Source organism: Nonomuraea salmonea, assembly GCF_042428605.1.
GTDB classification, from domain to species: domain Bacteria; phylum Actinomycetota; class Actinomycetes; order Streptosporangiales; family Streptosporangiaceae; genus Nonomuraea; species Nonomuraea salmonea.
Window position 1 is genome coordinate 268,523 of record NZ_JBHMCF010000012.1, and the last position, 20,682, is coordinate 289,204.

A 20,682-nucleotide genomic window follows, 5' to 3' on the forward strand; every position below is an offset into this window, starting at 1 on the left:
GAGCGCAACCTGTTCAGTCTAAGGGGCTCAGCTGTCTCCCTCGAACAGACTCGTGACCGAGCCGTCCTGGAAGATCTCGGTGATGGCGCGCGCGATCAGCGGCGCGATGGACAGCACGGTGAGCTTGTCGAAGCGGCTCTCCTGCGACAGGGGCAGCGTGTTGGTGACGATGACCTCGGAGATGCGGGAGTTCTTCAGCCGGTCGACGGCCGGGTCGGAGAAGACCGCGTGGGTGGCCGCCACGATGACGTTGGTGGCGCCCTGCTCGTAGAGGGCGTCGGCGGCCTTGCAGATGGTGCCGGCGGTGTCGATCATGTCGTCGATGAGCACGCAGGTGCGCCCGCGCACCTTGCCGACGACCTCGCTGACCTTGACCGAGTTGGCGACGTCGAGGTCGCGCCGCTTGTGGATGAACGCCAGCGGCGTGCCGAGGGTGTCGGCCCAGCGCTCCGACAGGCGCACGCGGCCGGTGTCGGGCGAGACGACGGTGGTGTTGGCGAGGTCGAGCTTGTTCTTGAGGTAGCTCTCCAGCACCGGCATGGCGAACAGGTGGTCGACGGGGCCGTCGAAGAAGCCCTGGATCTGCGAGGTGTGCAGGTCGATCGACATGAGCCGGTCGGCGCCCGCGGTCTTGAACAGGTCGGCGATCAGCCTGGCCGTGATCGGCTCGCGGCCGCGGCCCTTCTTGTCCTGCCTGGAGTAGCCGAAGAACGGCATGACCACGGTGATGCGCTTGGCGGATGCCCGCTTGAGCGCGTCGACCATGATGAGCTGTTCCATGATCCACTTGTTGATGGGCCCGGTGTGGCTCTGGATGACGAAGGCGTCACATCCGCGTACGGACTCCAGATAGCGGGCGTAGATCTCGCCGTTGGCGAAGTCGATGAGTTTGGTGGGGGTGAGGGAGACGCCGACATGCTCGGCGACCTCCTCGGCCAGCTCCGGGTGTGCCCGCCCGGAGAAGAGCATGAGGTTCTTCTCCCCGGGCTGCTTGATGCTGGTCACTCGCTGTTCTCCTGCTCTCGCTCGGCCAGCGCCCGTTGGGCGGCCGCGGCCGACTTCGTGCCCGCGCGCCTGCGCAAGACCCATTTCTCGATGTTGCGCTGCCGCGCTCGTGCAACGCCGATGGCGCCGGGGGGTACGTCGTCGACGATGGTCGAGCCGGCGGCGGTGTAGGCGCCGTCGTGGACCGTCACCGGAGCGACGAGCATGGTGTCACAGCCGACGAATGCGCCGTCGCCCACTGTGGTGTGGTTCTTCTCCACTCCGTCGTAGTTGACGAAGACGGTGGAGGCGCCGATGTTGACGTCGTCGCCGATGGTGGCGTCGCCCGCGTAGGACAGGTGCGGGACCTTGGAGCGTTCGCCGACCTTGGTGTTCTTCATCTCCACGAAGGTGCCCGCCTTGGACCTGTGCCCGAGCACGGTGCCGGGGCGCAGGTAGGCGTAGGGACCGACGTTGGCCTCCGGGCCGATCTCGGCGTGGTCGCAGACGGCGTTGCGCACCACCGCGCCCGCGCCGACGACGGTGGAGGTGAGCGTGGTGGCGGGCCCGACCTCGGCGCCGGCGCCGATGACGGTCTCGCCGTGGAGCTGGGTGCCGGGGTGGACGACGGCGTCGGCCTCGATGCGGACGCCGACGTCGACCCAGGTGCTGTCGGGGTCGATGATCGTGACGCCGGCGCGCATGTGGGCTTCGAGCAGGCGCCGATTGAGGATCTTGCGGGCGGCGGCGAGCTGCACGCGGTCGTTGACGCCCTCGACCTCGACGTGGTCGGCGGCGACGCACGCGCCCACACGGTGGCCGTCGCGGCGCAGGATGGACAGGACGTCGGTGAGGTATTCCTCGCCCTGGGCGTTGTCGGTGGAGACGCGCTTGACGGCGTCGGCCAGCAGCAGGCCGTCGAAGGCGTAGATGCCGGAGTTCATCTCCTTGATCGCGCGCTGCTCCGGCGAGGCGTCCTTCTCCTCGACGATCTCCAGCACGGCGCCGCCGTCGTCGCGGATGATCCGGCCGTAGCCGGTCGGGTCGGGCACCTCGGCGGTCAGCACGGTGACGGCGTTGCTCTCGGCGGCGTGCCGGTCGAGCAGCCCCGCCAGGGTCTCGGTGCGCAGCAGGGGCACGTCGCCGTAGGTGACGAGGACGGTGCCGGAGATCGTGCCGACCTCTTCGAGCACCGTGCGTACGGCGTGGCCGGTGCCGCGCTGCTCACGCTGGACGACGGCGCGCGCGTCGGGGCTGGTGGCGGACAGATGGCCGCCGACCCGCTCGAGCGCGTGGCCGATGACCACGATGAGCCGCTCAGGGTCGAGGTCGCGGGCGGCGCCGAGCATGTGGTCGACCAGCGCGCGGCCGCACAGCTCGTGCAGGACTTTCGGGGTCTGGCTCTTCATCCGGGTGCCCTCGCCGGCGGCGAGGACGATGACGGCTGCCGGGCGCGGCACACTCACGGACTGAGGCTCCCTGTGACTGGACGGATCAGGGCGTTCGGTACGTCAACCGCACCGCTGCACATTGTGCAGCTACCCCCCCGACACCGTGAGGATACCTGGCCTCCCCCCGAACTTCTCTCCGGGGGGAGCACCTCAAGGCTCCCGGAAGAGGACTCGAACCCCTACAAAGTGGACCAAAACCACTTGTCCTGCCGATTAGACGATCCGGGACAGATCGGACACGTGATGTCCGGCACTCCCCTACGATACCGACCCCGCGCGCCGCCGCGCGCCCGTATTCCCCTCTCGCCCGCCCCATAACAGAGCCACAGGAGGGGCGCAAGACACGGATCGTCCGCTACTCGTCCGGGCCCGCTTCACGTTCTCGACATTACGGGCTTAGCTCTTCCGAACCTACGCTGGCGTAGGTTACGGTTGCGTAGCCCGGACATTCAATCTCATACATGCCGTCGGAGGTAGCCCATGACCGTTGTCGCCGAGCGCTCCACCCCTGCCCCCAAGCCGGAGTTCGAACCAGAACCCAAGTCAAAGTCGGAACTCGTCACCTTCGGCCTGGTGGTCGGCCTGCCTCTCGTCGCGATCGCCGCGGCCGTGCCGCTCGCATGGGGATGGGGACTCGGCTGGACGGACATCGCCATCGCCTTCGTCTTCTACGTCGTCTCCGGCCTCGGCGTCACCGTCGGCCTGCACCGCTACTTCACGCACGGCTCCTTCAAGGCCAAGCGGCCGCTGAAGATCGCGATGGGCATCGCGGGCAGCCTGTCGCTGGAGATGTCGGTGCTCGACTGGGTGGCCACCCACCGCAAGCACCACAAGTTCTCCGACAAGGAGGGCGACCCGCACTCCCCGTGGCGCTTCGGCCCCGGCTTCAAGAACATGGCCAAGGGCCTGCTCTACGCCCACATGGGCTGGCTGTTCGAGAGCGAGCGGACCAACAGGGAGAAGTACGCCCCCGACCTGTGCAAGGACGATGACGTCCGCAAGCTGCACAAGTGGTTCGGCGCCCTCGCGCTCACCTCGATCCTGCTGCCCGGCGTGCTGGGCATGCTGTTCACCTGGTCCTGGCAGGGCGGACTGACCGCGCTGTTCTGGGGCTCGCTCGTCCGCATCGGCCTGCTGCACCACGTCACCTGGTCGATCAACTCGATCTGCCACGTCTTCGGCGAGGAGGACTTCCAGGTACGCGACAAGTCGCGCAACGTGTGGTGGCTGGCCATCCCTTCCTTCGGCGAGTCCTGGCACAACCTGCACCACAGCGACCCGACCTGCGCCCGTCACGGCGCGCTCAAGGGCCAGATCGACCTGAGCGCCGGCCTCATCCGCATCTTCGAGAAGCTGGGCTGGGTGTACGACGTCCGCTGGCCGACGCCTGAGCGTCTGGCGGCGAAGCGCATTGCCTGACGATCAGCCGATGAGCGGCGGCACGGCCGTGGCCGTCATTATGGAAACCGTGACCGAACCCCGATCTCGCAGGCGCATGTCCGGTAGCGAGCGAAGAGAGCAGCTGATCAGCATCAGCCGCACCCTCTTCGCGGAGAAGGGGTTCGACGGGACCTCTATCGAAGAGATCGCAGCTACCGCACAGGTGTCGAAGCCCGTGGTGTACGAGCATTTCGGTGGCAAGGAAGGCGTCTACGCGGTCGTCGTGGACCGCGAGATGCAGAAGCTCCTCGGCATGATCACCGAGGCGCTGTCGGCCGCTCATTCCCTGGTGAAGCTGGAGCGGGCCGCGCTGGCCCTGCTCCGCTACATCGAGGAGAGCAGCGAGGGTTTCCGCATCCTGGTCCGCGACTCCCACGCCGCGTCGGGCACCGGCACGTTCGCCAGCCTGATCAGCGAGATCGCGAGTCAGGTCGAGGACGTGCTGGCCGACGAGTTCGCGGCCAGGGGCTACGACCCCAAGCTGGCCCCCATGTACGCCCAGATGCTGGTCGGCATGGTGGCGCTGACCGGGCAGTGGTGGCTCGACGTGCGCAAGCCGGGCCGCGAGGAGGTCGCGGCCCACCTGGTCAACCTGGCCTGGAACGGCCTGACCGCGCTCGACGCCAACCCGTCGCTCACCGTCTCGGGGCGCGCCCTGGCGGCCAAGCCGCGCGCGGCCAGCGAGAAGGAGCTGCGCGAGCTGGAGAAGGCCCGCGAGAAGGAGCTCAAGGAGGCGGAGAAGATCCGCCAGCGGGAGCTCAAGGAGGCCGAGAAGGCCCGCGTACGCGAGCTGAAGGAGCGCGAGCGGCTGCTGAAGGAGGCGGAGAAGGCCCGCGAGCGGGAGGAGAAGATCCGCCAGCGGGAGGCGCGGCTGGCCGAGCGCGCGGCGCGGCTGGAGCAGGTAGATCATCCGGAGTGAGCCTTGAACGGCGCGGGCACCCGGGGCGACGATGGTGTGGAGCTGGGCCGACCCTCTGGGGTGAGCCGTTGCGGCGACGTTAACGTGCTGTTCAACCGAACGGGGCAACATACGCCATATGTCCGCGGAACCGTTCCCGTCTGTCCATGACCTGCCCCTCCCGCAGGAGCGGTTCCTCAACCGCGAGGAGAGCTGGCTCCAGTTCAACGAGCGGGTGCTGGCACTCGCCGAGGACCCCTCGCTGCCGCTGCTCGAACGCGTCCGCTTCCTCGCGATCTTCGCCAGCAACCTCGACGAGTTCTTCCGTGTCCGGGTGGCAGGCATGAAGCGGCGGATGGCGACCGGCCTGCTGCTGCGGACCAAGAGCGGGCTCAAGCCGCAGGAAGAGCTGATCAAGATCGCCGCGGTGGCCGACGGGCTGGCCAGGCGGCACGCGGAGGCCTATCACCGGCAGATCCGCCCCCAGCTCGCCGCCGAGGGCATCGAGATCGTACGCTGGGCGGATCTCGGGCGCGAGGAGCGTACGGAGCTGCGCAAGCTGTTCAGGGAGCGCATCAGGCCGGTGCTGACGCCGCTGGCCGTGGACCCCGCGCACCCGTTCCCCTACATCTCCGGGCTCAGCCTCAACCTCGCCGTCCTGGTGCGCAATCCGGCGACGAACCACACGGTGTTCGCCCGGGTCAAGGTGCCGTCGCAGCTGCCCAGGTTCGTCCAGGCGTCCAAAGACCGTTTCGTCCCTCTCGAAGATGTCATCGCCGCGCACCTCGGGCAGCTCTTCAAGGGCATGGAGATCGTCCAGCACCACGTCTTCCGCGTCACCAGGAACGAGGACCTCGACGTGGACGAGGACGTCACCGAGAACCTCATGCAGGCCCTGGAGAAGGAGCTGCTCAAGCGGCGCTTCGGGCCGCCCGTGCGGCTGGAGGTCGAGGACAGCATCACGCCCGAGGTGCTGGCGCCGCTCATCGAGGAGCTGGAGCTGGCCCCGCACGAGGTCTACCGGCTGCCTGGCCCGCTCGACCTGTCGGGCCTGCACGCCATCGCCGACCTCGACCGGGGCGAGCTGTGCTACCGGCCGTTCGTGCCGGCCGAGGTGATCAACGCCGAGGACGACGTCTTCGCGATCCTGCGCGAGCGCGACGTGCTGCTGCACCACCCGTACGACTCCTTCGCCACCAGCGTGCAGCGCTTCATCGAGGTCGCCGCCGAGGACCCCAGGGTGCTGGCGATCAAGCAGACCCTCTACCGCACCAGCGGCGACTCCCCCATCGTCAACGCCCTCATCGACGCCGCCGAGGCCGGCAAGCAGGTCGTGGTGGTCGTCGAGATCAAGGCCCGCTTCGACGAGCACGCCAACATCTCCTGGGCGCGCAAGCTCGAACGCGCCGGCTGCCACGTCGTCTACGGCGTGGTCGGCCTGAAGACCCACTGCAAGCTGGCCCTCGTCGTCCGCCAGGAGCCATCGGGCGAGCTGCGCCGCTACTGCCACATCGGCACCGGCAACTACAACCCCAAGACCGCCCGCCAGTACGAGGACTTCGGCCTGCTGACCGCGGACCCGCTGGTCGGCGAGGACGTCACCGACCTGTTCATCCACCTGACCGGCTACTCCCACCACTCCGCCTACCGGCGGCTGCTGGTCGCGCCCCACTCCATGCGCAGCGGCCTGATGGCCAGGATCGAGCGGGAGATCGCCCACCAGCGGGCCGGGCGGCCCGCGCGGATCCGCATCAAGACGAACTCGATGGTGGACGAGCCCATCATCGACGCGCTCTACCGGGCGTCCAGGGCCGGCGTGCAGGTGGACATCTGGGTACGCGGCATCTGCATCCTGCGGCCCGGCATCCCCGAGCTGTCGGAGAACATCAGGGTCCGCTCGGTCCTGGGGCGCTTCCTGGAGCACTCCCGCGTCTACGAGTTCGGCCTCGGCCGGCGCCCCGAAGTGTGGATCGGCAGCGCCGACATCATGCGCCGCAACCTCGACCGCCGCGTCGAGGCCCTGGTCAAGGTGACCTCGCAGCAGCACAAGGCGTACCTGATGGAGCTGATGGACCGCGCCATGGACGAGGAGACCAGCACCTGGTGGCTCAACTCCGACGGCACCTGGACCCACCACCCCGGCGCGGACCTGCAGAGCCACCTCATCGGCACGCGCCGCTGGAGGACCGTTGACGACTGACGACCTCATCAGGGCGGCGGGCGCGGTGATCCTGCGCGGCTCGTCCGAGGTGGCCCTCGTGCACCGGCCGCGCTACGCGGACTGGACGTTCCCCAAGGGCAAGCTCCACCCTGGCGAGCACGTCGTCGCCGCCGCCCTGCGCGAGGTGCGCGAGGAGACCGGGCTGACCGTCGTGCTCGGCCGGCCCCTGCCGCCCGTCCACTACCGCAGCTCCGGGCGGCTCAAGCGGGTCGACTACTGGGTGGGGCGGGTGGCCGACGACGCCGGACTGATCCCTGATGACGAGGTCGACGAGCTGCGCTGGGTGCCGGTGGAGGAGGCGGAGGGGCTGCTGTCGTACACGTGGGACGTCGCGCTGCTGCGCTCCCTCGGTGACGCGCCGCTCGACACCGTGCCGCTCGTGCTCGTCCGGCACGGCTCGGCGGGCTCGCGCGACGAGTGGGACGGTGACGACGAGGCCCGCCCGCTCGACGAGCGCGGCGCCGCCCAGGCCGCGGTCCTCGCCGCCGTGCTGCCCGCCTACCGGCCCGGTCGTCTCGTCAGCTCGCCCAGTGCCCGCTGCGTGCAGACGCTGGAGCCGTACGCGCGGGTCGCCGGGGCCGCGATCGAGGTCGATCCGCTGCTCAGCGAGGAGGACCAGGACCCGCGCTGGACCCCTGAGCTGGTGGCCGCGCTGCCCCCGCACGCCGTCGTGTGCAGCCACGGCAAGGTGCTGCCCGGCCTCGTCCAGGCGCTGGCCGGGCAGGACGTACGGCTGCCCAAGGGCGGCCTCGCGGTGCTGCACCGGGCCGGCGAGCGGGTGGTCGCCGTCGAGCAGCACGCAACCTGACGGCCACAGCGGCACGCGACCTGACGATCACAGCAGCACGCGACCTGACCGCCACAGCGGCACGCGACCTGACGGTCACAAAACCTTCGCGACCGCCTTGCAGGTCTTCTTCCACACCTTGGGGAAACCGGCGTGCGCGCGCTCGGCGGCCCCGCGTTCGATGCCGATGAGCAGGCCATAGGTGAAGGTGTCCGCGCCGGCTTCCCTGGCGCGCGCGGCCTCCTCGGCCAGCAGCCCCTGGGCGACCACGCCGTCCTGGTACGCGCCCAGCGCCTCCTGGACGTCCTCCGCCGGCCCGGCCAGCTTTCCGAGACCCAGGGCCTCTGCGGTGTAACGGGCGCGTTTGGCCGCCTTGCGTACGTCGTGCATGGCGACCTCGCGGCGGGCCGGGTCGTCGATGGCCTGGGCGCGGTCGTACGCGCGGGTCACCCGCGCCCATGTGGCTGCGGCGATTTCAGGCAGTTCTCTTTGTGCGGGCCTGTCCGCCGCCTCGCCCCACTCCGGGGCGGCGACCAGGGCGTCCAGGTCGTCGAGGAGCCGGTAGTAGCGCTCGTCGCTGAGTGTCTCCCTGATCCGCCCGTACGCCTGCCGCTCGCGTTCTCGCAGGTCGTCGCCCAGCCGGGTGCGGACGGGGCCGACGACCAGCTCGGGCGCGAGGCCGTCCAGCTCCTTCGTGAACCTGGCCCTGATCACCTCCAGGTCGCGGGCCTCGCCGAGGACGTCGCCGATGCGGCGCAGCTCGTCCTGGATCGCGCGGGTGCCGGTCACGACGGTCCTGAACGCCTTGAGCGCGCTGCGCAGCCGCCGGGCGGCCACCCGCATCTGGTGCACGGCGTCCTCCTCGGCGCGGCGCACCCGCGGGTCCTGCGCCAGCAGCGCCTGAACCTGATCGCGCAGGTACGCGAGCACGACCTCGCCGGCGCTGCCCGGCTTCGTGGCGGCCGTGGTGATAGGGACGGGTTCGAGCAGTTTCGCCAGCTTGCTGCCTGCCTGCGACGGGGTCGCGCCTGACTTGCGCAGCCGCTTGCCGACCTTGGCCAGCAGCTTCTTCGTGCCGCCCGCGAGCAGCTCGGCCTCGACCTCGCGCCAGCGCACGACCTTGGGCTCGTCCCCGAGCACGGTGCCCTTGACGCGGTCGTCGGCGATCTCCACGAGGGCGGCCCCGTCCTCGTGCAGCACGGTCACGTTCCTGCGGGTGTCGAGCTCGGCCACCGGCACCAGCTCGGCGCCGCGGGTGTAGCCGCGGACCAGCTCGGCCAGCTCGGCCGGGACCGTCTTGCGGCTCAGCGGGCGGGTGATCTCCTGGCGGACGCCCTTGGCCTGGGGCAGCTTCAGATGCCAGCCCGCGTCGGCGCCGCCGCGCCGCCGCCTCAGCGTCACGCCGCGGGCGGCCAGCCGCAGATCCGGAGTGTCGTAGTAAAGGGCAACGAGATGCCGGCTCTCCGGGCCCGTGACCTCGGCCAGAGCGCTGAGGTCAGGGAGCTCGTAGTCCGGAGAGACGTCGAATTTGTCCTCTATCTCGATGCCCACCGCACCTCGCAAAAGTCCGGTCCAGCACCATCATGCCACTTCACGGGCCGTGTGGCCGCTTCGTCACTTCTGCACCACCACGAAGATCCGCCGGAACGGGAACGGCGTCCCGTAGCTCCGCGCCGGGTACGCCTCGGCGAGCAGTTTGCCCAGGTCGTTCTTGAACCGCCGCTGCTCGTCCTGGTCGAGCCGGTCCAGGATCGGGCGCAGGGCGGTGCCGGAGACCCAGTCGAGCACCGGGTTCTCGCCCTGCAGCATGTGCACGTACGTCGTCTCCCAGGCATCCACCATCGAGCCGCCCTGGTTGAGCAGGTCGACGTACTCCAGCGGTTCGCTCACCGGCGCGCCCCGCGTGAAGCCGCCGAGCCGGTCGGACCAGGCGCGCGAGTCGCACAGCTCGCGGATGGCGACGTGGCTGGGCGCGTCGAAGTTGCCCGGCACCTGGAAGGCCAGCCAGCCGCCCGGGGCCAGCCCCTCCATCCAGTGCTCCAGCACCGCGTGGTGGTCGGGCACCCACTGCAGCAGCGCGTTGGAGACGATCACGTCCACGGGGCGGTCGGGGCGCCAGGTGGAGGCGTCGGCGACCTGGAACCTGACGTCCGACCCCAGCTTCCTGGCCTTGCCGATCATCGCGGGCGAGGAGTCGAAGCCCTCGATCGTCGCATTGGGCCAGCGACTGGCCAGCTCGACGGTGAGTTCACCACTGCCGCAGCCCGCGTCCACGACATAATCGGGCTCGACCGCCCCCACTCTGGAGATCAGCTCGATGAACGGCCGCGACCGCTCGTCCGCGTAGACCGCGTATGTCACAGGGTCCCAGATATCTCTTGACATGAAGATAATTGATATCGAGAGAGATATCTCGATGTCAAGACAGTACACTTGTGTGTCATGACGGAGGATGCTAGAGACGAGGTCGATCGCCTCGTCGCGGCGTGGCGGACGGAGCGCCCCGACCTCGACGTCGAGCCGCTCCAGGTGCTCTCAAGGGTGTCACGGCTGGCCAAGCATCTCGACCGTGCCAGGCGGGCCGCGTTCGCCGAGCACGATCTGGAGCCGTGGGAGTTCGACGTGCTGACCGCGCTGCGGCGGGCCGGCAAGCCGTACGAGCTGAGCCCTGGCGCCCTGCTGCGGGCCACGTTGGTGACGTCGGGCACCATGACCAACCGCATCGACCGCCTCGCGCAGGCCGGTCTCGTACGCCGCCGCCCCGATCCCGAGGACCGGCGCGGCGTGCTCGTCTCACTGACGGAGACGGGGCTGGCACGAGTGGACGCCGCGTTCTCCGACCTGTTGCGGCGCGAACGGGAACTCCTCTCGGGCCTCGGTCCCGCCGACCAGCGCACCCTCGCCGCCCTCCTCCGCACCCTCCTCACCCCCTTCGACTCCCCCCTCTGACCCTTCGCGCGCCGAGTCCCTCGGACCGGCCGCCTTTCATAGTCAGATGATCGATATATATTGATCGTATGAGACAGATGCAGGAGCCGACCTTCCTCATCCTGACCGCGCTGGCCGCCGGGCCACAGCACGGATACGGCGTCATCACCGACGTGGAGCGCATCTCCGACGGCCAGGTCCGCCTGCGCGCCGGCACCCTGTACGCCGCCTTCGACCGGCTCCAGGCAGAGGGCCTGATCGCCGAGGACCGGGAGGAGATCGTCGACGGCCGGGTACGCCGCTACTACCGGCTGACCGGCGACGGCGCGACGAGGCTGGCGGCCGAGGCCGAGCGGCTGCGCAGACACGCCGCAGCAGCCACCCAACGCCTGCGCGCCATCGGCGCGGGAGGGCCGGCATGAGCCCGTTGGAAGCCCGCTACCGACGGCTGCTCGCCTGCTACCCCCACGACCACCGGGCGCGGCACGAGGCGGAGATGGTGGGGGTGCTGCTGGCGGGGGCACGCCCAGGCCAGACCCGTCCTGACCTGGCCGATGTGGCCGACCTGCTGCGGGGCGCGGTGCGGGTGCATGTCCGGCGGGCCTTCGGGCCGGACTCGGCGAGCGCCTGGCGCGACGGGCTGGCCGTCGCCGTGGGGCTGTGGCCGTTGCTGATGGCGGTCGCCGAGATGGCGACGGTGTCGCTGCGGTTCGCAGAATCCCTGCGCTGGGGCACGGCCTTCCTGGCGGAACCGCGCTCGATCTGGCTCCTGACCGCGCCTGCCCTGATCGCGGCCCTGCCCGCGCTGGCCGTGCTGTCCGGCCGCCGGCGGATCGCGGTGCTCGGCGTGGTCGCGTTCGCGCTGTATCAGGCCGGCCCGATACCGGTTGCTGAGCTGAGCCTGGACCGCCTGCTCTTCCCGAACTACGGCCTCCTCGTGCTGGCCGAGACGGTGGCGCTGGCCATCGCCTTCATGCCGGCGACCCACCGCGCGCTCCGGATGGTCCCCCGGCACGCTCTCCTGCTGTGGGGGGCGCTCGCCCTGGTGGGGCTCATCGCCAGCAAGGCCATCGTGCGCGCGCGCTGGGTGGACGCGATCGCCGACCACGTCCTCACGTCGTGGAAGCCGGTGCCGTGGCTGGTGGTGCTCGCGCTGGCGGCTGGGTACGCGTGCCGCTCCGCCGTGGGACGGCGAGCGGCGCTGCTGCTGTTCGTGCCCGCGGCGGCCCTGGGCGACCTCGGCGACCTGCCGTTCGTCCCCACCTCAACGGCCCTCGCACAACTCGGCTGCACAGCCCTGGCCTTCACCGCTGCGGCCTGGCTGGGCAGCTCCCGAAGGCGGGCCCCCGCCTGAGAGGCGGGCGGGGGCTCGCGTTTCTGCGTGGTGTCAGTCGCCCAGGCGGTCGGCCACTTCGAGCCACTCCGCCTCCACCGCTTCCTTCTGGGCTGCGATCTCGCGGAGTTCGGCGTCGAGCGAGCCAAGCTTGGCGTAGTCGCTGGCCGCTTCCGCCATGGCGGCGTGCAGCCGGGACTCCTGGTCGCTGAGCTTGTCGAGCTGCCGTTCGAGGCGGTTGAGCTCCTTGCGGAGTTCGCGTTCCTCCTTGGCCGACAGCCCGCTCGGCGCACCCGGGGCGCTCGGCTGCGGGGCGGCCGGCTCGGGGGCCGCCGTTGGAGCGCCCAGCCCGAGCCGGGCGGTCACGGCCGTGCCGGCGGCGCGGCGTTCGAGGTATTCGTCCACCCCGCCCGGCAGCAGCGACAGCTTGCCGTCGCCCAGCAGCGCCACGCACTTGTCGGTGATTCGCTCCAGGAAGTAGCGGTCGTGACTGACCAGGATCAGCGTGCCAGGCCAGGCGTCCAGCAGGTCTTCCAGCTCGTTCAGGGTCTCGATGTCGAGGTCGTTGGTGGGCTCGTCGAGCAGCAGCACGTTGGGGTCGTCCATCAGCAGCCGCAGCAGCTGCAGCCGCCGCCGCTCGCCGCCGGACAGGTCGCCGACCACCTTCCACTGCGCCTCGCCACGGAAGCCGAGGCGTTCGAGCAGCTGGGAGGCGGTCCACTCGCGCTTGCCGACCTGGAGGTACTTGCGGATCTCCTCCACCGACTCCAGCACGCGCCGCGTCGGGTCGACCTCGGCCAGTTCCTGCGACAGGTGCGCGAGGCGTACGGTCCTGCCCCTGACCACCCGCCCCGAGTCGGGTTTGATCGTGTCGGCCAGCAGGCGCAGCACCGACGACTTGCCCGACCCGTTCACCCCGATCAGCCCGATCCGGTCACCCGGCCCGAACTGCCACGTGAGGTGGTCGAGCACGAGCGGGCCCGCACCGGGGCCGCCGGCGTGGAGGGTGACGTCTTCGAGGTCGTAGACGGTCTTGCCGAGCCGGGCCGCCGCGAAGCGCATCAGCTCGACGGTCTCACGCGGCGGCGGCTCGTTCGCGATCAGCGCCTGGGCGGCCTCGATGCGGAACTTCGGCTTGGACGTACGGGCGGGCGGGCCGCGCCGCAGCCACGCGATCTCCTTGCGCATGAGGTTCTGCCTGCGCTCCTCGGCGGCCTGGGCGATGCGGGCCCGCTCGGCCTTCGCCAGGACGTAGGCCGCGTATCCGCCCTCGTAGCGCTCGACCCGGCCGTCCACGACCTCCCACGTACGGGTAGAGACCGCGTCGAGGAACCACCGGTCGTGCGTCACGACCACCAGCGCGCTCTTGCGGTCGGCCAGGTGCCCGGCCAGCCACGCGATCGCCTCGATGTCGAGGTGGTTGGTGGGCTCGTCGAGCATGATCAGGTCGTGGTCGTCGATGAGCAGCTTGGCCAGCGCCGTACGCCTGCGCTCGCCGCCCGACAGGTCGCCCGTCCTGGAGTCGAGGTCAAGGTCGCCGATCAGGTTGGTGAGGATCTCGCGTACGCGCTGGTCGCCCGCCCACTCGTGCTCCGCCAGCCGGCCGAGGACCGTCTCGCGCACGGTGCTCGCCGGGTCGAGGGTGTCCTGCTGCGACAGCCAGCCCACGCGCAGGCTGCGGTTGTGGGTGACGCGGCCGCTGTCGGGGCGTACGGTGCCCGCCAGCACGGACAGCAGCGTCGTCTTGCCGCCGCCGTTGCGGCCGACGACACCGATGCGATCGCCGGCCTCGACACCGAGCGAGACGTCGGTGAGGAGCGGCTTGGGGCCGTAGGCGTGGGAGACGGACTCGAGATTGACCAGGTTCATGGCCTTCCCAGGGTATCGGCTTCCCGCCCGTCTCCTCGCTTCCTCCACGTCCGCCCCCAACCTCGCCATTACACACCGTTGCTTTTCGACTCCTCCGCGTTACCATCATGGGTGACCGGTGTGACCTTCCCCGGCTTCCCCCCGATCACGGAGTGCCGCATGGAGCGAACGGTTCTGGTCGCCGTCACCGAACGTCCCGATGCCGACTCGGCGCTCGCCGAGCAGCTCCGCCGCGTCTGCTCCGCGATGGACGAGCTCGGGCTCCACGTACGCTGGACCCACCGCGACCACGACGCCCTGGCGGTGACCGGATCGGACGCGTCGCTCACGGCGGTGCTGGCCTCATGGGACGCGCCCGGCGCCGAACACCTGCTGGGCGCCGTCGCCAAACGGTTCCGCGGGCTGCCCGTCTTCCTGATGGCGCAGGAGCAGGAGCTTCCGCTGTGGGTCTACGAGGTCATCCACGGCTACGTCTACCCGCTGGAGGACACCCCGCGGTTCATCGCCGGGCGCATCGCCCACGCCGCCGACCAGTACGCCGAGAAGATCCTCCCGCCCTTCTTCGGTGCGCTCCGCCGGCTGCAGGACCATCATCACTACTCCTGGCACACCCCCGCGCACGCCGGGGGCGTGGCGTTCCTCAAATCGCCTGTGGGCCGGGCATTCTTCGACTTCTACGGCGAACGGCTGCTGCGCACCGACCTGTCCATCTCGGTCACCGAACTGGGCTCGCCCCTCGACCACACCGGCCCCATCGGCGAAGCCGAGCGCAACGCCGCCCGCGTCTTCGGCGCCGACCGCACGTTCTTCGTGGTCAACGGCAACTCCACGGCCAACCGCGTCGTCGGCCACCACGCCATCGCCCGCGACGACACCGTCCTCGTGGACCGCAACTGCCACAAGTCGGTCCAGCACGCGCTCGCCATCAGCGGCGCCCGCCCGGTCTACCTCGTGCCCGAGCGCAACGGGCTGGGGCTGGCCGGTCCCATCCCGCCCGCCGCGCTGGCGGCGGCCGCGCTCAGGGCCCAGGTGGCCGCCCATCCCCTCGCCTCCGGCGACCCGACCTACGCGGTGATCACCAACTCGACGTACGACGGTGTGTGCTACGACGCGGTGCGGGTCGGCGAGCTGCTGGGCGCCAGTGTGCCTCGCCTGCACTTCGACGAGGCATGGTTCGCCTACGCCCGGTTCAACCCGCTCTACGCCGGCCGCTACGGCATGGCCGTCGACGAGCACACGCTGCCCGGTCCCGGCCGTCCCACCGTGTTCGCCACCCAGTCGACGCACAAACTGCTGGCGGCGCTGTCGCAGGCCGCGATGCTGCACGTCCGCTCCTCGGAGCGGGCGCCGGTCGACTACGACGCGCTCAACGAGACCTACCTCATGCACGCCTCCACGTCGCCGCTCTACCCGATGATCGCCTCGCTCGACGTCGCGGCGGCGATGATGGACGGCCCGTCGGGAGTGTTCCTCACCGGGGAAGCGATCACCGAGGCAGTCCGGTTCCGGCAGGCGATGACGCGCCTGGCCGCCCGCATCCGCGACGACGGCACGCGGGCCTGCTGGTTCTTCGGCGTGTGGCAGCCTCCCGTCGTCACCGATCCGCGCACCGGGCGCACCGTCCCGTTCGCCGACGCCGACCCGGCCCTGCTGTGCTCGGAGCCCCGATGCTGGACGCTGGAGCCGGGCGCCGGCTGGCACGGGTTCGACGGCATGTCCGAGGGCTACTGCCTGCTCGACCCGATCAAGGTGACGATCACCTGTCCGGGCGCCGATGCCGCCGCCGGCACGCTCGACTGGGGCATCCCGGCCCGCGTCGTGGCCGCCTACCTGCAACGACGCGGCATCGTGGTGGAGAAGACCGGCGACCACACGTTGCTGGTGCTGTTCTCGATGGGGATCACCAAGGGCAAGTGGGGCACCCTGATCGACGCCCTCACCGACTTCAAGAACGCCTACGACGCCGGCCTCCCCCTGTCGGAGGTCCTGCCCGGCTTCGGCCCGCCCGCGATCTCCCTGCGCGAGCTCTGCACCCTGGTCCACGACAAGCTGCTCGACTCCGAGGTCGGCAAGCTCCTCGACCAGGTCTTCACCTTCCTGCCCGAGCCCGCGACCACGCCGGCCGACTGCTACCAGGCCATGATCCGGGCGCGCACCGAACGTGTCCCGCTGAGCCGCCTGCCGGGCCGGGTCGCCGCGGCCCCGGTGGTCGTCACTCCGCCGGGCATCCCCATGCTGATGCCCGGCGAGGCGACCGGTCCCGCCGACGGGCCGCTGCTGGCCTACCTGCGCGTCCTGGAGGACTTCGACCGGACCTTCCCCGACCTGGCCACCGACATCCACGGCGCCCATCGCGACACCGACGGCCGCTACTGGATAGAGGTCCTCAAGCACTGACCGCGCAAGCGGATCAGACCACACAGGGCCGGGTCATGCGGGACCGGGTCACACGGGGTCGGGTCACACGGGACCGGACCACGCGAGGCGGGTCACGCGAGGCGGGTCAGGCGGGACCGGACCACCCGAGGCGGGTCACGCGGGACCGGACCACGCGGAGCCAGATCACGCGGGACCGGAGCACCCCGAGCCGGACCACGCGGGTCAGATCAAGGTTGCGCCGTGAACGGGGCCGTGGGCGGCGACGGCCGTGTGGGCGGTGCCCGTCGTAGTCAGGCTGTGGGCGAGATCGCGGGCGTGGGTGGCGTCGATGGCGAGGAACGCGCACGTCGGGCCCGAGCCGGAGACGATCGCGCCCAGGGCGCCGTGCTGGCGGCCGGACTCAAGCGTGGGGGCGAGCTCGGGGCGGAGGTTGAGCGCGGCGGGCTGGAGGTCGTTGCTCAGATGGGTGCCGAGCGCGTACGCGTCGCCGGTGCCGAGCGCCTCCATGAGGGAGTCGTTGAGCGTCGGCCACGGCACGTCGGCGTCGGAGGCCGCCCGGAGCCGGTCGCACTCGGCGTACACGCTGGCCGTCGACAGACCCCCATTGGCCAGCGCGAACACCCAGTGGAACGTGCCCCCGGTGGGCAGCTCACTCAACTGCTCACCGCGCCCGGTGCCGACCGCCGTGCCGCCGATCAGCGAGAAAGGGACGTCGCTGCCGAGATCACCGGCGATCTCCATGAGATCGTCCATGGGCAGCCCCAGACCCCACAGCTCGTTGCAGGCGACCAGCGCACCCGCCGCGTCGGCGCTGCCGCCCGCCATGCCGCCCGCGACGGGGATGCTCTTGTGGATGACGAGTTCGGCGCCGTAGCTGCGACCGGCGTGCTTGGCGAGGGCGCGAGCGGCTCGGATGGCGAGGTTGCTGTCGTCGGTCGGCACCTGGTCGGACCACTTGCCGTTCACCTGGACGGTGATCCCCTCCGACTCCTTGGCCACCACCTCATCGAAGATCGACACGGCATGGAAGACGTTGACCAGGTCGTGGTAGCCATCTTCCCTGAGCGGGCCGACAGAAAGCTGCACGTTGACCTTCGCGGGCACACGTACGGTCACCGAACTCATCGATCTTCTGCCACTCTCATTACTTGCCGGGGTCAAGGACACTCGATGTTATCGGGGCGCGGAGCCCTGACATGCGGTTCTCGAAATATGACGCCGGCCTCTGCCGCCTCCTCACCACAGAGAGTCAAGTTGGTCACCATTTCCCCTGATCCCCCTGCTTGATGAGGTGCGCCCTCTTTCCGCCGCCCCTCCGGAAGGGTCGGAGCGTGCTCCCCAGCGCATCGCGGTAGCCCCGAACGAACCGCAGCACGCCGCGGGGCACAAGGCGGTCGCACCGGACGAACCGCAGCACGCCGCGGGGCACAAGGCGGTCGCACCGGACGAACCGCACGCCCGGGGCACGAGGCGGAGGTTGGACAGGGTTTCCGCGCTTTGCCAGGGTGAGTGAGTGCGTCGGGGTGATGGCTGCTCGGGTGAGGAGTGGTGGACGTGGTGACGGTGGTGGAGGTCCCGCAGTGGCGGGGGTCGGGCGCACCCACGGCGGAACGGCTGAAGGAAGGGGCACGACTGCTCGCCGACATGGTGGGAGCCGGGCAACGGGTACGGGTGACGGTGGAGGACGACCTCGTCACCACGGCGGCCCGGGTGCGTACGGCGCTTGAACAGGCGTCCGAGGACTTCGTGGTCACCACCGGCGGAGACTGCGGGGTCGAGCTGGAGCCGGTGGCGGCGGCCCGCCGACGCTACGGAGACCGGCTGGTGGTCGTCTGGTTCGACGCCCATGGCGACCTGAACACCCCTGCCTCCTCGCCCTCCGGCGCCTACCACGGCATGGTCCTGCGCGCCCTCACCGGCGACGGCCCCGTGGGCCTGGTGGCCGGCGACCCGCTGACGCCACGCCAGATCGTCCTGGCCGGAGGGCGTGACCTTGACGCCGCGGAAGAGTCGTTCATCGAGGCCGCCGGGATCCGCCACGTCCCAGGGCCGGACGCAACGGCCCTGATCGAGGCCATCGAGCTCTGCGGCACTGAACGCCCCCACGAAGGCCCCTCCGGAACGGCACCACCCCACGAAGGCCCCTCCGGAACGGCACCACCCCACGAAGGCCCCTCCGAAGCGGCACCACCTCACGACGCCGACCTGACAACGCCACAGCGTCAGGACACGACGGCACGCGACGCGCGCACCGGGATCACGGCATCGCGACGGATGACGGCAGGGGGCGACGGCACCGTTGTGTATGTGCACATCGACTTCGACGTGCTGGATCCGGAGATCTTCACGAGTGTGGGATCGCCGGCACCCGGTGGGTTGCGACCCGAGGAACTCCTTTCGCTGGTACGTGCGGTGGGCGAGCGGTTCGACGTCGTGGGGCTCGGGCTCATGGAGTACGAGCCCGCTCGTAAGGAGGATCAGGAGCTGCTGTCCTCTCTGGTGACGGACCTGGTGGCGGCCTGCGGCCCCGCGTGAGTCCTTGGAGACACCCGACCGTCTTGGAGGCACTCGACGCCTCAGGCGCGCCGACCTGTTCGAGCCGCCAGCCTGGCGAACCGCAGGAGCGGCCCGAGCACCAGGCCGCCGCCGCCGAGGAGCCGCCGGAAAACCAGGCGTTGTAGTGGACGGACGGAGGAGCGAGGATGATCGAACGTGCCAAGGGGCGCCAGCGGCCACACGGCCCCGGCAGCCGACGACCGTGTGACTCGCCCGGTAGCCGACAGCCGCGTGAGAAGCTGACCGCACCCGGCTCCCCAGACAGAAGCCGGCCGACCGCGCCCCGCTCCCCCGGACCGAGGCCAGTTGACCACACCCGCTCCCCCCAGACCGAAGCCGGATGACGCCACCCGCTCCCCCCAGACCGAAGCCGGATGACGCCACCCGCTCCCCCCAGACCGAAGCCGGATGACGCCACCCGCTCCCCCCAGACCGAGACCGGCCGGCCGCACTCCGTTATCCAGACCGAAGCCGCAGGGGCGGCACCCCGCTGCCTCCCTCCAACCGAAGCTGGATGGCGGTGCGTGGCGGGTGAGTCGGGTCGGGGTGTGCCGTGAGCGCGTGGGGCTGAGGGCGGGGGTCAGCCTGGGCGGACGGCGCCTCTGAATGTCGCGCGGTAGTAAGGGATGTTGAGGAAGCGGGTCTTTCTGACCACGTCGCCGGTTTTCGGGGCGTGGATCATGAGGTCGCGGCCGAGGTAGAGGGCGACGTGGGTGGGGGCGCCGGTGCCGCCGCCGAAGAAGAGCAGGTCGCCGGTGCGGCGGGCGGCCAGCGGGATGCGGCGGCCTTGGCGGTATTGGGCTCCTGTGTAGTGGCTGAGGCGCACGCCGGCTCTGGACCAGGCGTAGAGGGTCAGACCGCTGCAGTCGAAGCCTCGGGTTCTTGAGCCTCGGCCTATGCCCAAGGTGGGGCCTTTGGAGGAGCCTCCGCCCCAGGAGAAGGAGACGCCCAGCTGGGTCAGGGCGGCTGCGGCGGCGATCTGTCCTCTTGTCAGGGCCTTCTTCGTGGCCACCGCTTGGGCGGGGGTGGTGGCGGTGGTCAGGAGGGCTATGACGAAGGAGATGAGCAGGGCGGGGTGGAGGGTGAGCCAGAGGAACACGGAGTGCTTGGTCATCGGTGCCTCCCAGGGCGAACGGGGGTGGGAGGCCAGGATGCGAGGCTGATCGGGGTCAAGATTGGGCCGAACGTGGTTCTGGGGACAGCGGGCGCGAGGAGGGTCAGCCTGTGGATGCGGCCGTGGACCACCGATCGGAAGCCGGGATCGGTCGTGGCTCTCGCGCCACCCGCAACACCGACCTCGCCACCAGCGAAGCCGCACAACCGCGAACCCATTGGCTCGGCGGCGGACGACACCAACTCGACCCCCGACGACACCAGCGCGGGCACCGGCGGTGTTGGTTTCGGCTTCCAGCGAGGTGGGTGGTCGGCCTCCGATGAGGTGGGCGGTCGGCTTTCCAGCGAGGTGGGTGGTCGGCCTCCAGTGGGGTGGGTGGTCAGTGCCCAGTGGGGTGGGTGGTCGATGTCCAGTGAGTGGGTGGTCCTGTTACCGAGGGAACTGCGGGGCGGGTTTCTGGCGGTGAGGGTGGCGGGACGGGGAGATCGGGGGCGGGGGTTCCTCGGCGTTCGACGGACGTCCAGTTGGGACCGGTTTGTTGGGGTTGGGGTGATATGACGTGCAAGCGGCATATCGGCGAGTTCCAAGCGAACGGCAAGGCAGATCACCGATGCTGCTTGCGGAGCATAATGATCTTCTGCGGACAAAATGACCTAAAGGAGAACGACCTCGCGCGGCGAACGACCGCGCCTATCACGCGACGGTGAACCGCCCGCGCGATC

16 protein-coding genes and 1 tRNA gene are annotated in these 20,682 nt (G+C 70.2%); 9 read left to right on the forward strand and 8 right to left on the reverse strand.

The genetic code is table 11. The annotated features are described in order from the left end of the window. Positions 1-27: 27 nt before the first annotated feature. The 3 genes from ACFFR3_RS17725 to ACFFR3_RS17735 form a co-directional block, all read right to left on the reverse strand. Positions 28-1,005 carry a ribose-phosphate diphosphokinase gene (locus ACFFR3_RS17725; RefSeq protein WP_364371723.1) on the reverse strand — a complete coding sequence of 326 codons (978 nt, stop codon included), beginning with the start codon at positions 1,003-1,005 and terminating at the stop codon, positions 28-30. Beyond that, complete coding sequence (gene glmU / locus ACFFR3_RS17730) at positions 1,002-2,450, reverse strand: bifunctional UDP-N-acetylglucosamine diphosphorylase/glucosamine-1-phosphate N-acetyltransferase GlmU (protein ID WP_379483448.1); 1,449 nt, start codon at positions 2,448-2,450, stop codon at positions 1,002-1,004. Before glmU ends, ACFFR3_RS17725 begins: the two co-directional genes overlap by 4 nt. 141 nt (positions 2,451-2,591) lie before the next feature. Continuing rightward, a tRNA-Gln gene (locus ACFFR3_RS17735) sits at positions 2,592-2,663 on the reverse strand. 252 nt (positions 2,664-2,915) lie between these two features. On the opposite strand from ACFFR3_RS17735, the gene ACFFR3_RS17740 reads away from it, so the two are divergent. The 4 genes from ACFFR3_RS17740 (at position 2,916) to ACFFR3_RS17755 (ending at position 7,802) form a co-directional block, all read left to right on the forward strand. Then, positions 2,916-3,854: an acyl-CoA desaturase gene (locus ACFFR3_RS17740; protein ID WP_364371729.1), complete on the forward strand. Its 939-nt coding sequence runs from the start codon at positions 2,916-2,918 to the stop codon at positions 3,852-3,854. Positions 3,855-3,894: 40 nt separating this feature from the next. After that, entirely contained in the window at positions 3,895-4,794 is a 900-nt protein-coding gene (locus ACFFR3_RS17745; protein ID WP_379483464.1) for a TetR/AcrR family transcriptional regulator, read from the forward strand. Positions 4,795-4,912: 118 nt separating this feature from the next. Continuing rightward, on the forward strand, positions 4,913-6,973 hold the full coding sequence (locus ACFFR3_RS17750; protein WP_345390304.1) for an RNA degradosome polyphosphate kinase: 2,061 nt from the start codon (positions 4,913-4,915) through the stop codon (positions 6,971-6,973). Beyond that, positions 6,963-7,802, forward strand: a complete 840-nt coding sequence (locus ACFFR3_RS17755; protein ID WP_364371735.1) for an NUDIX hydrolase — start codon at positions 6,963-6,965, stop codon at positions 7,800-7,802. The genes ACFFR3_RS17750 and ACFFR3_RS17755 overlap by 11 nt, the downstream gene beginning before the upstream one ends. Before the next feature lie 75 nt (positions 7,803-7,877). Here the strand turns inward: ACFFR3_RS17755 and ACFFR3_RS17760 are convergent, their stop codons facing one another. Together ACFFR3_RS17760 and ACFFR3_RS17765 are read right to left on the reverse strand one after the other, a co-directional pair. After that, positions 7,878-9,332, reverse strand: coding sequence for a CYTH and CHAD domain-containing protein (locus ACFFR3_RS17760; RefSeq protein WP_345390310.1), 1,455 nt, complete (start codon positions 9,330-9,332; stop codon positions 7,878-7,880). Positions 9,333-9,395: 63 nt separating this feature from the next. After that, positions 9,396-10,142, reverse strand: coding sequence for a trans-aconitate 2-methyltransferase (locus ACFFR3_RS17765; protein ID WP_364371738.1), 747 nt, complete (start codon positions 10,140-10,142; stop codon positions 9,396-9,398). Positions 10,143-10,223: 81 nt separating this feature from the next. Here ACFFR3_RS17765 and ACFFR3_RS17770 point away from each other — a divergent pair, with 81 nt between their 5' ends. The 3 genes from ACFFR3_RS17770 (at position 10,224) to ACFFR3_RS17780 (ending at position 12,063) form a co-directional block, all read left to right on the forward strand. After that, entirely contained in the window at positions 10,224-10,730 is a 507-nt protein-coding gene (locus tag ACFFR3_RS17770) for a MarR family winged helix-turn-helix transcriptional regulator (RefSeq protein WP_364371741.1), read from the forward strand. 68 nt (positions 10,731-10,798) lie between these two features. Beyond that, complete coding sequence (locus ACFFR3_RS17775) at positions 10,799-11,131, forward strand: PadR family transcriptional regulator (RefSeq protein WP_345390321.1); 333 nt, start codon at positions 10,799-10,801, stop codon at positions 11,129-11,131. Further along, positions 11,128-12,063 (forward strand): hypothetical protein, encoded by a 936-nt coding sequence (locus tag ACFFR3_RS17780; RefSeq protein WP_364371744.1) that lies wholly within the window; start codon positions 11,128-11,130, stop codon positions 12,061-12,063. The genes ACFFR3_RS17775 and ACFFR3_RS17780 overlap by 4 nt, the downstream gene beginning before the upstream one ends. Positions 12,064-12,096: 33 nt before the next feature. On the opposite strand, the gene ACFFR3_RS17785 is transcribed toward ACFFR3_RS17780, so the two are convergent. Beyond that, complete coding sequence (locus tag ACFFR3_RS17785) at positions 12,097-13,911, reverse strand: ABC-F family ATP-binding cassette domain-containing protein (protein WP_345390330.1); 1,815 nt, start codon at positions 13,909-13,911, stop codon at positions 12,097-12,099. Between the two features lie 159 nt (positions 13,912-14,070). Between ACFFR3_RS17785 and ACFFR3_RS17790 the strand changes: the two genes are divergently transcribed. Beyond that, positions 14,071-16,308, forward strand: a complete 2,238-nt coding sequence (locus tag ACFFR3_RS17790) for an Orn/Lys/Arg family decarboxylase (protein WP_379483449.1) — start codon at positions 14,071-14,073, stop codon at positions 16,306-16,308. Between the two features lie 204 nt (positions 16,309-16,512). On the opposite strand, the gene ACFFR3_RS17795 is transcribed toward ACFFR3_RS17790, so the two are convergent. Beyond that, on the reverse strand, positions 16,513-17,415 hold the full coding sequence (locus ACFFR3_RS17795) for a 4-(cytidine 5'-diphospho)-2-C-methyl-D-erythritol kinase (RefSeq protein WP_379483450.1): 903 nt from the start codon (positions 17,413-17,415) through the stop codon (positions 16,513-16,515). Positions 17,416-17,838: 423 nt separating this feature from the next. Between ACFFR3_RS17795 and ACFFR3_RS17800 the strand changes: the two genes are divergently transcribed. After that, a complete protein-coding gene (locus ACFFR3_RS17800; protein WP_379483451.1) occupies positions 17,839-18,825 on the forward strand; it encodes an arginase family protein in 987 nt (328 codons plus the stop codon). A gap of 601 nt (positions 18,826-19,426) precedes the next feature. Here the strand turns inward: ACFFR3_RS17800 and ACFFR3_RS17805 are convergent. Continuing rightward, the gene (locus tag ACFFR3_RS17805) at positions 19,427-19,960 is read right to left on the reverse strand and encodes an NlpC/P60 family protein (protein ID WP_379483452.1); all 534 of its coding nucleotides are present in this window, start codon (positions 19,958-19,960) and stop codon (positions 19,427-19,429) included. Between the last annotated feature and the right edge of the window lie 722 nt (positions 19,961-20,682).

Coding starts and splice junctions, on each gene's coding strand:
- ACFFR3_RS17740 (WP_364371729.1), top strand. CDS start 2,916: ATGACCGTTGTCGCCGAGCGCTCCACCCCTGCCCCCAAGCCGGAGTTC.
- ACFFR3_RS17745 (WP_379483464.1), top strand. CDS start 3,895: ATGGAAACCGTGACCGAACCCCGATCTCGCAGGCGCATGTCCGGTAGC.
- ACFFR3_RS17750 (WP_345390304.1), top strand. CDS start 4,913: ATGTCCGCGGAACCGTTCCCGTCTGTCCATGACCTGCCCCTCCCGCAG.
- ACFFR3_RS17770 (WP_364371741.1), top strand. CDS start 10,224: ATGACGGAGGATGCTAGAGACGAGGTCGATCGCCTCGTCGCGGCGTGG.
- ACFFR3_RS17775 (WP_345390321.1), top strand. CDS start 10,799: ATGAGACAGATGCAGGAGCCGACCTTCCTCATCCTGACCGCGCTGGCC.
- ACFFR3_RS17780 (WP_364371744.1), top strand. CDS start 11,128: ATGAGCCCGTTGGAAGCCCGCTACCGACGGCTGCTCGCCTGCTACCCC.
- ACFFR3_RS17785 (WP_345390330.1), bottom strand. CDS start 13,911: ATGAACCTGGTCAATCTCGAGTCCGTCTCCCACGCCTACGGCCCCAAG.
- ACFFR3_RS17790 (WP_379483449.1), top strand. CDS start 14,071: ATGGAGCGAACGGTTCTGGTCGCCGTCACCGAACGTCCCGATGCCGAC.
- ACFFR3_RS17795 (WP_379483450.1), bottom strand. CDS start 17,415: ATGAGTTCGGTGACCGTACGTGTGCCCGCGAAGGTCAACGTGCAGCTT.
- ACFFR3_RS17805 (WP_379483452.1), bottom strand. CDS start 19,960: ATGACCAAGCACTCCGTGTTCCTCTGGCTCACCCTCCACCCCGCCCTG.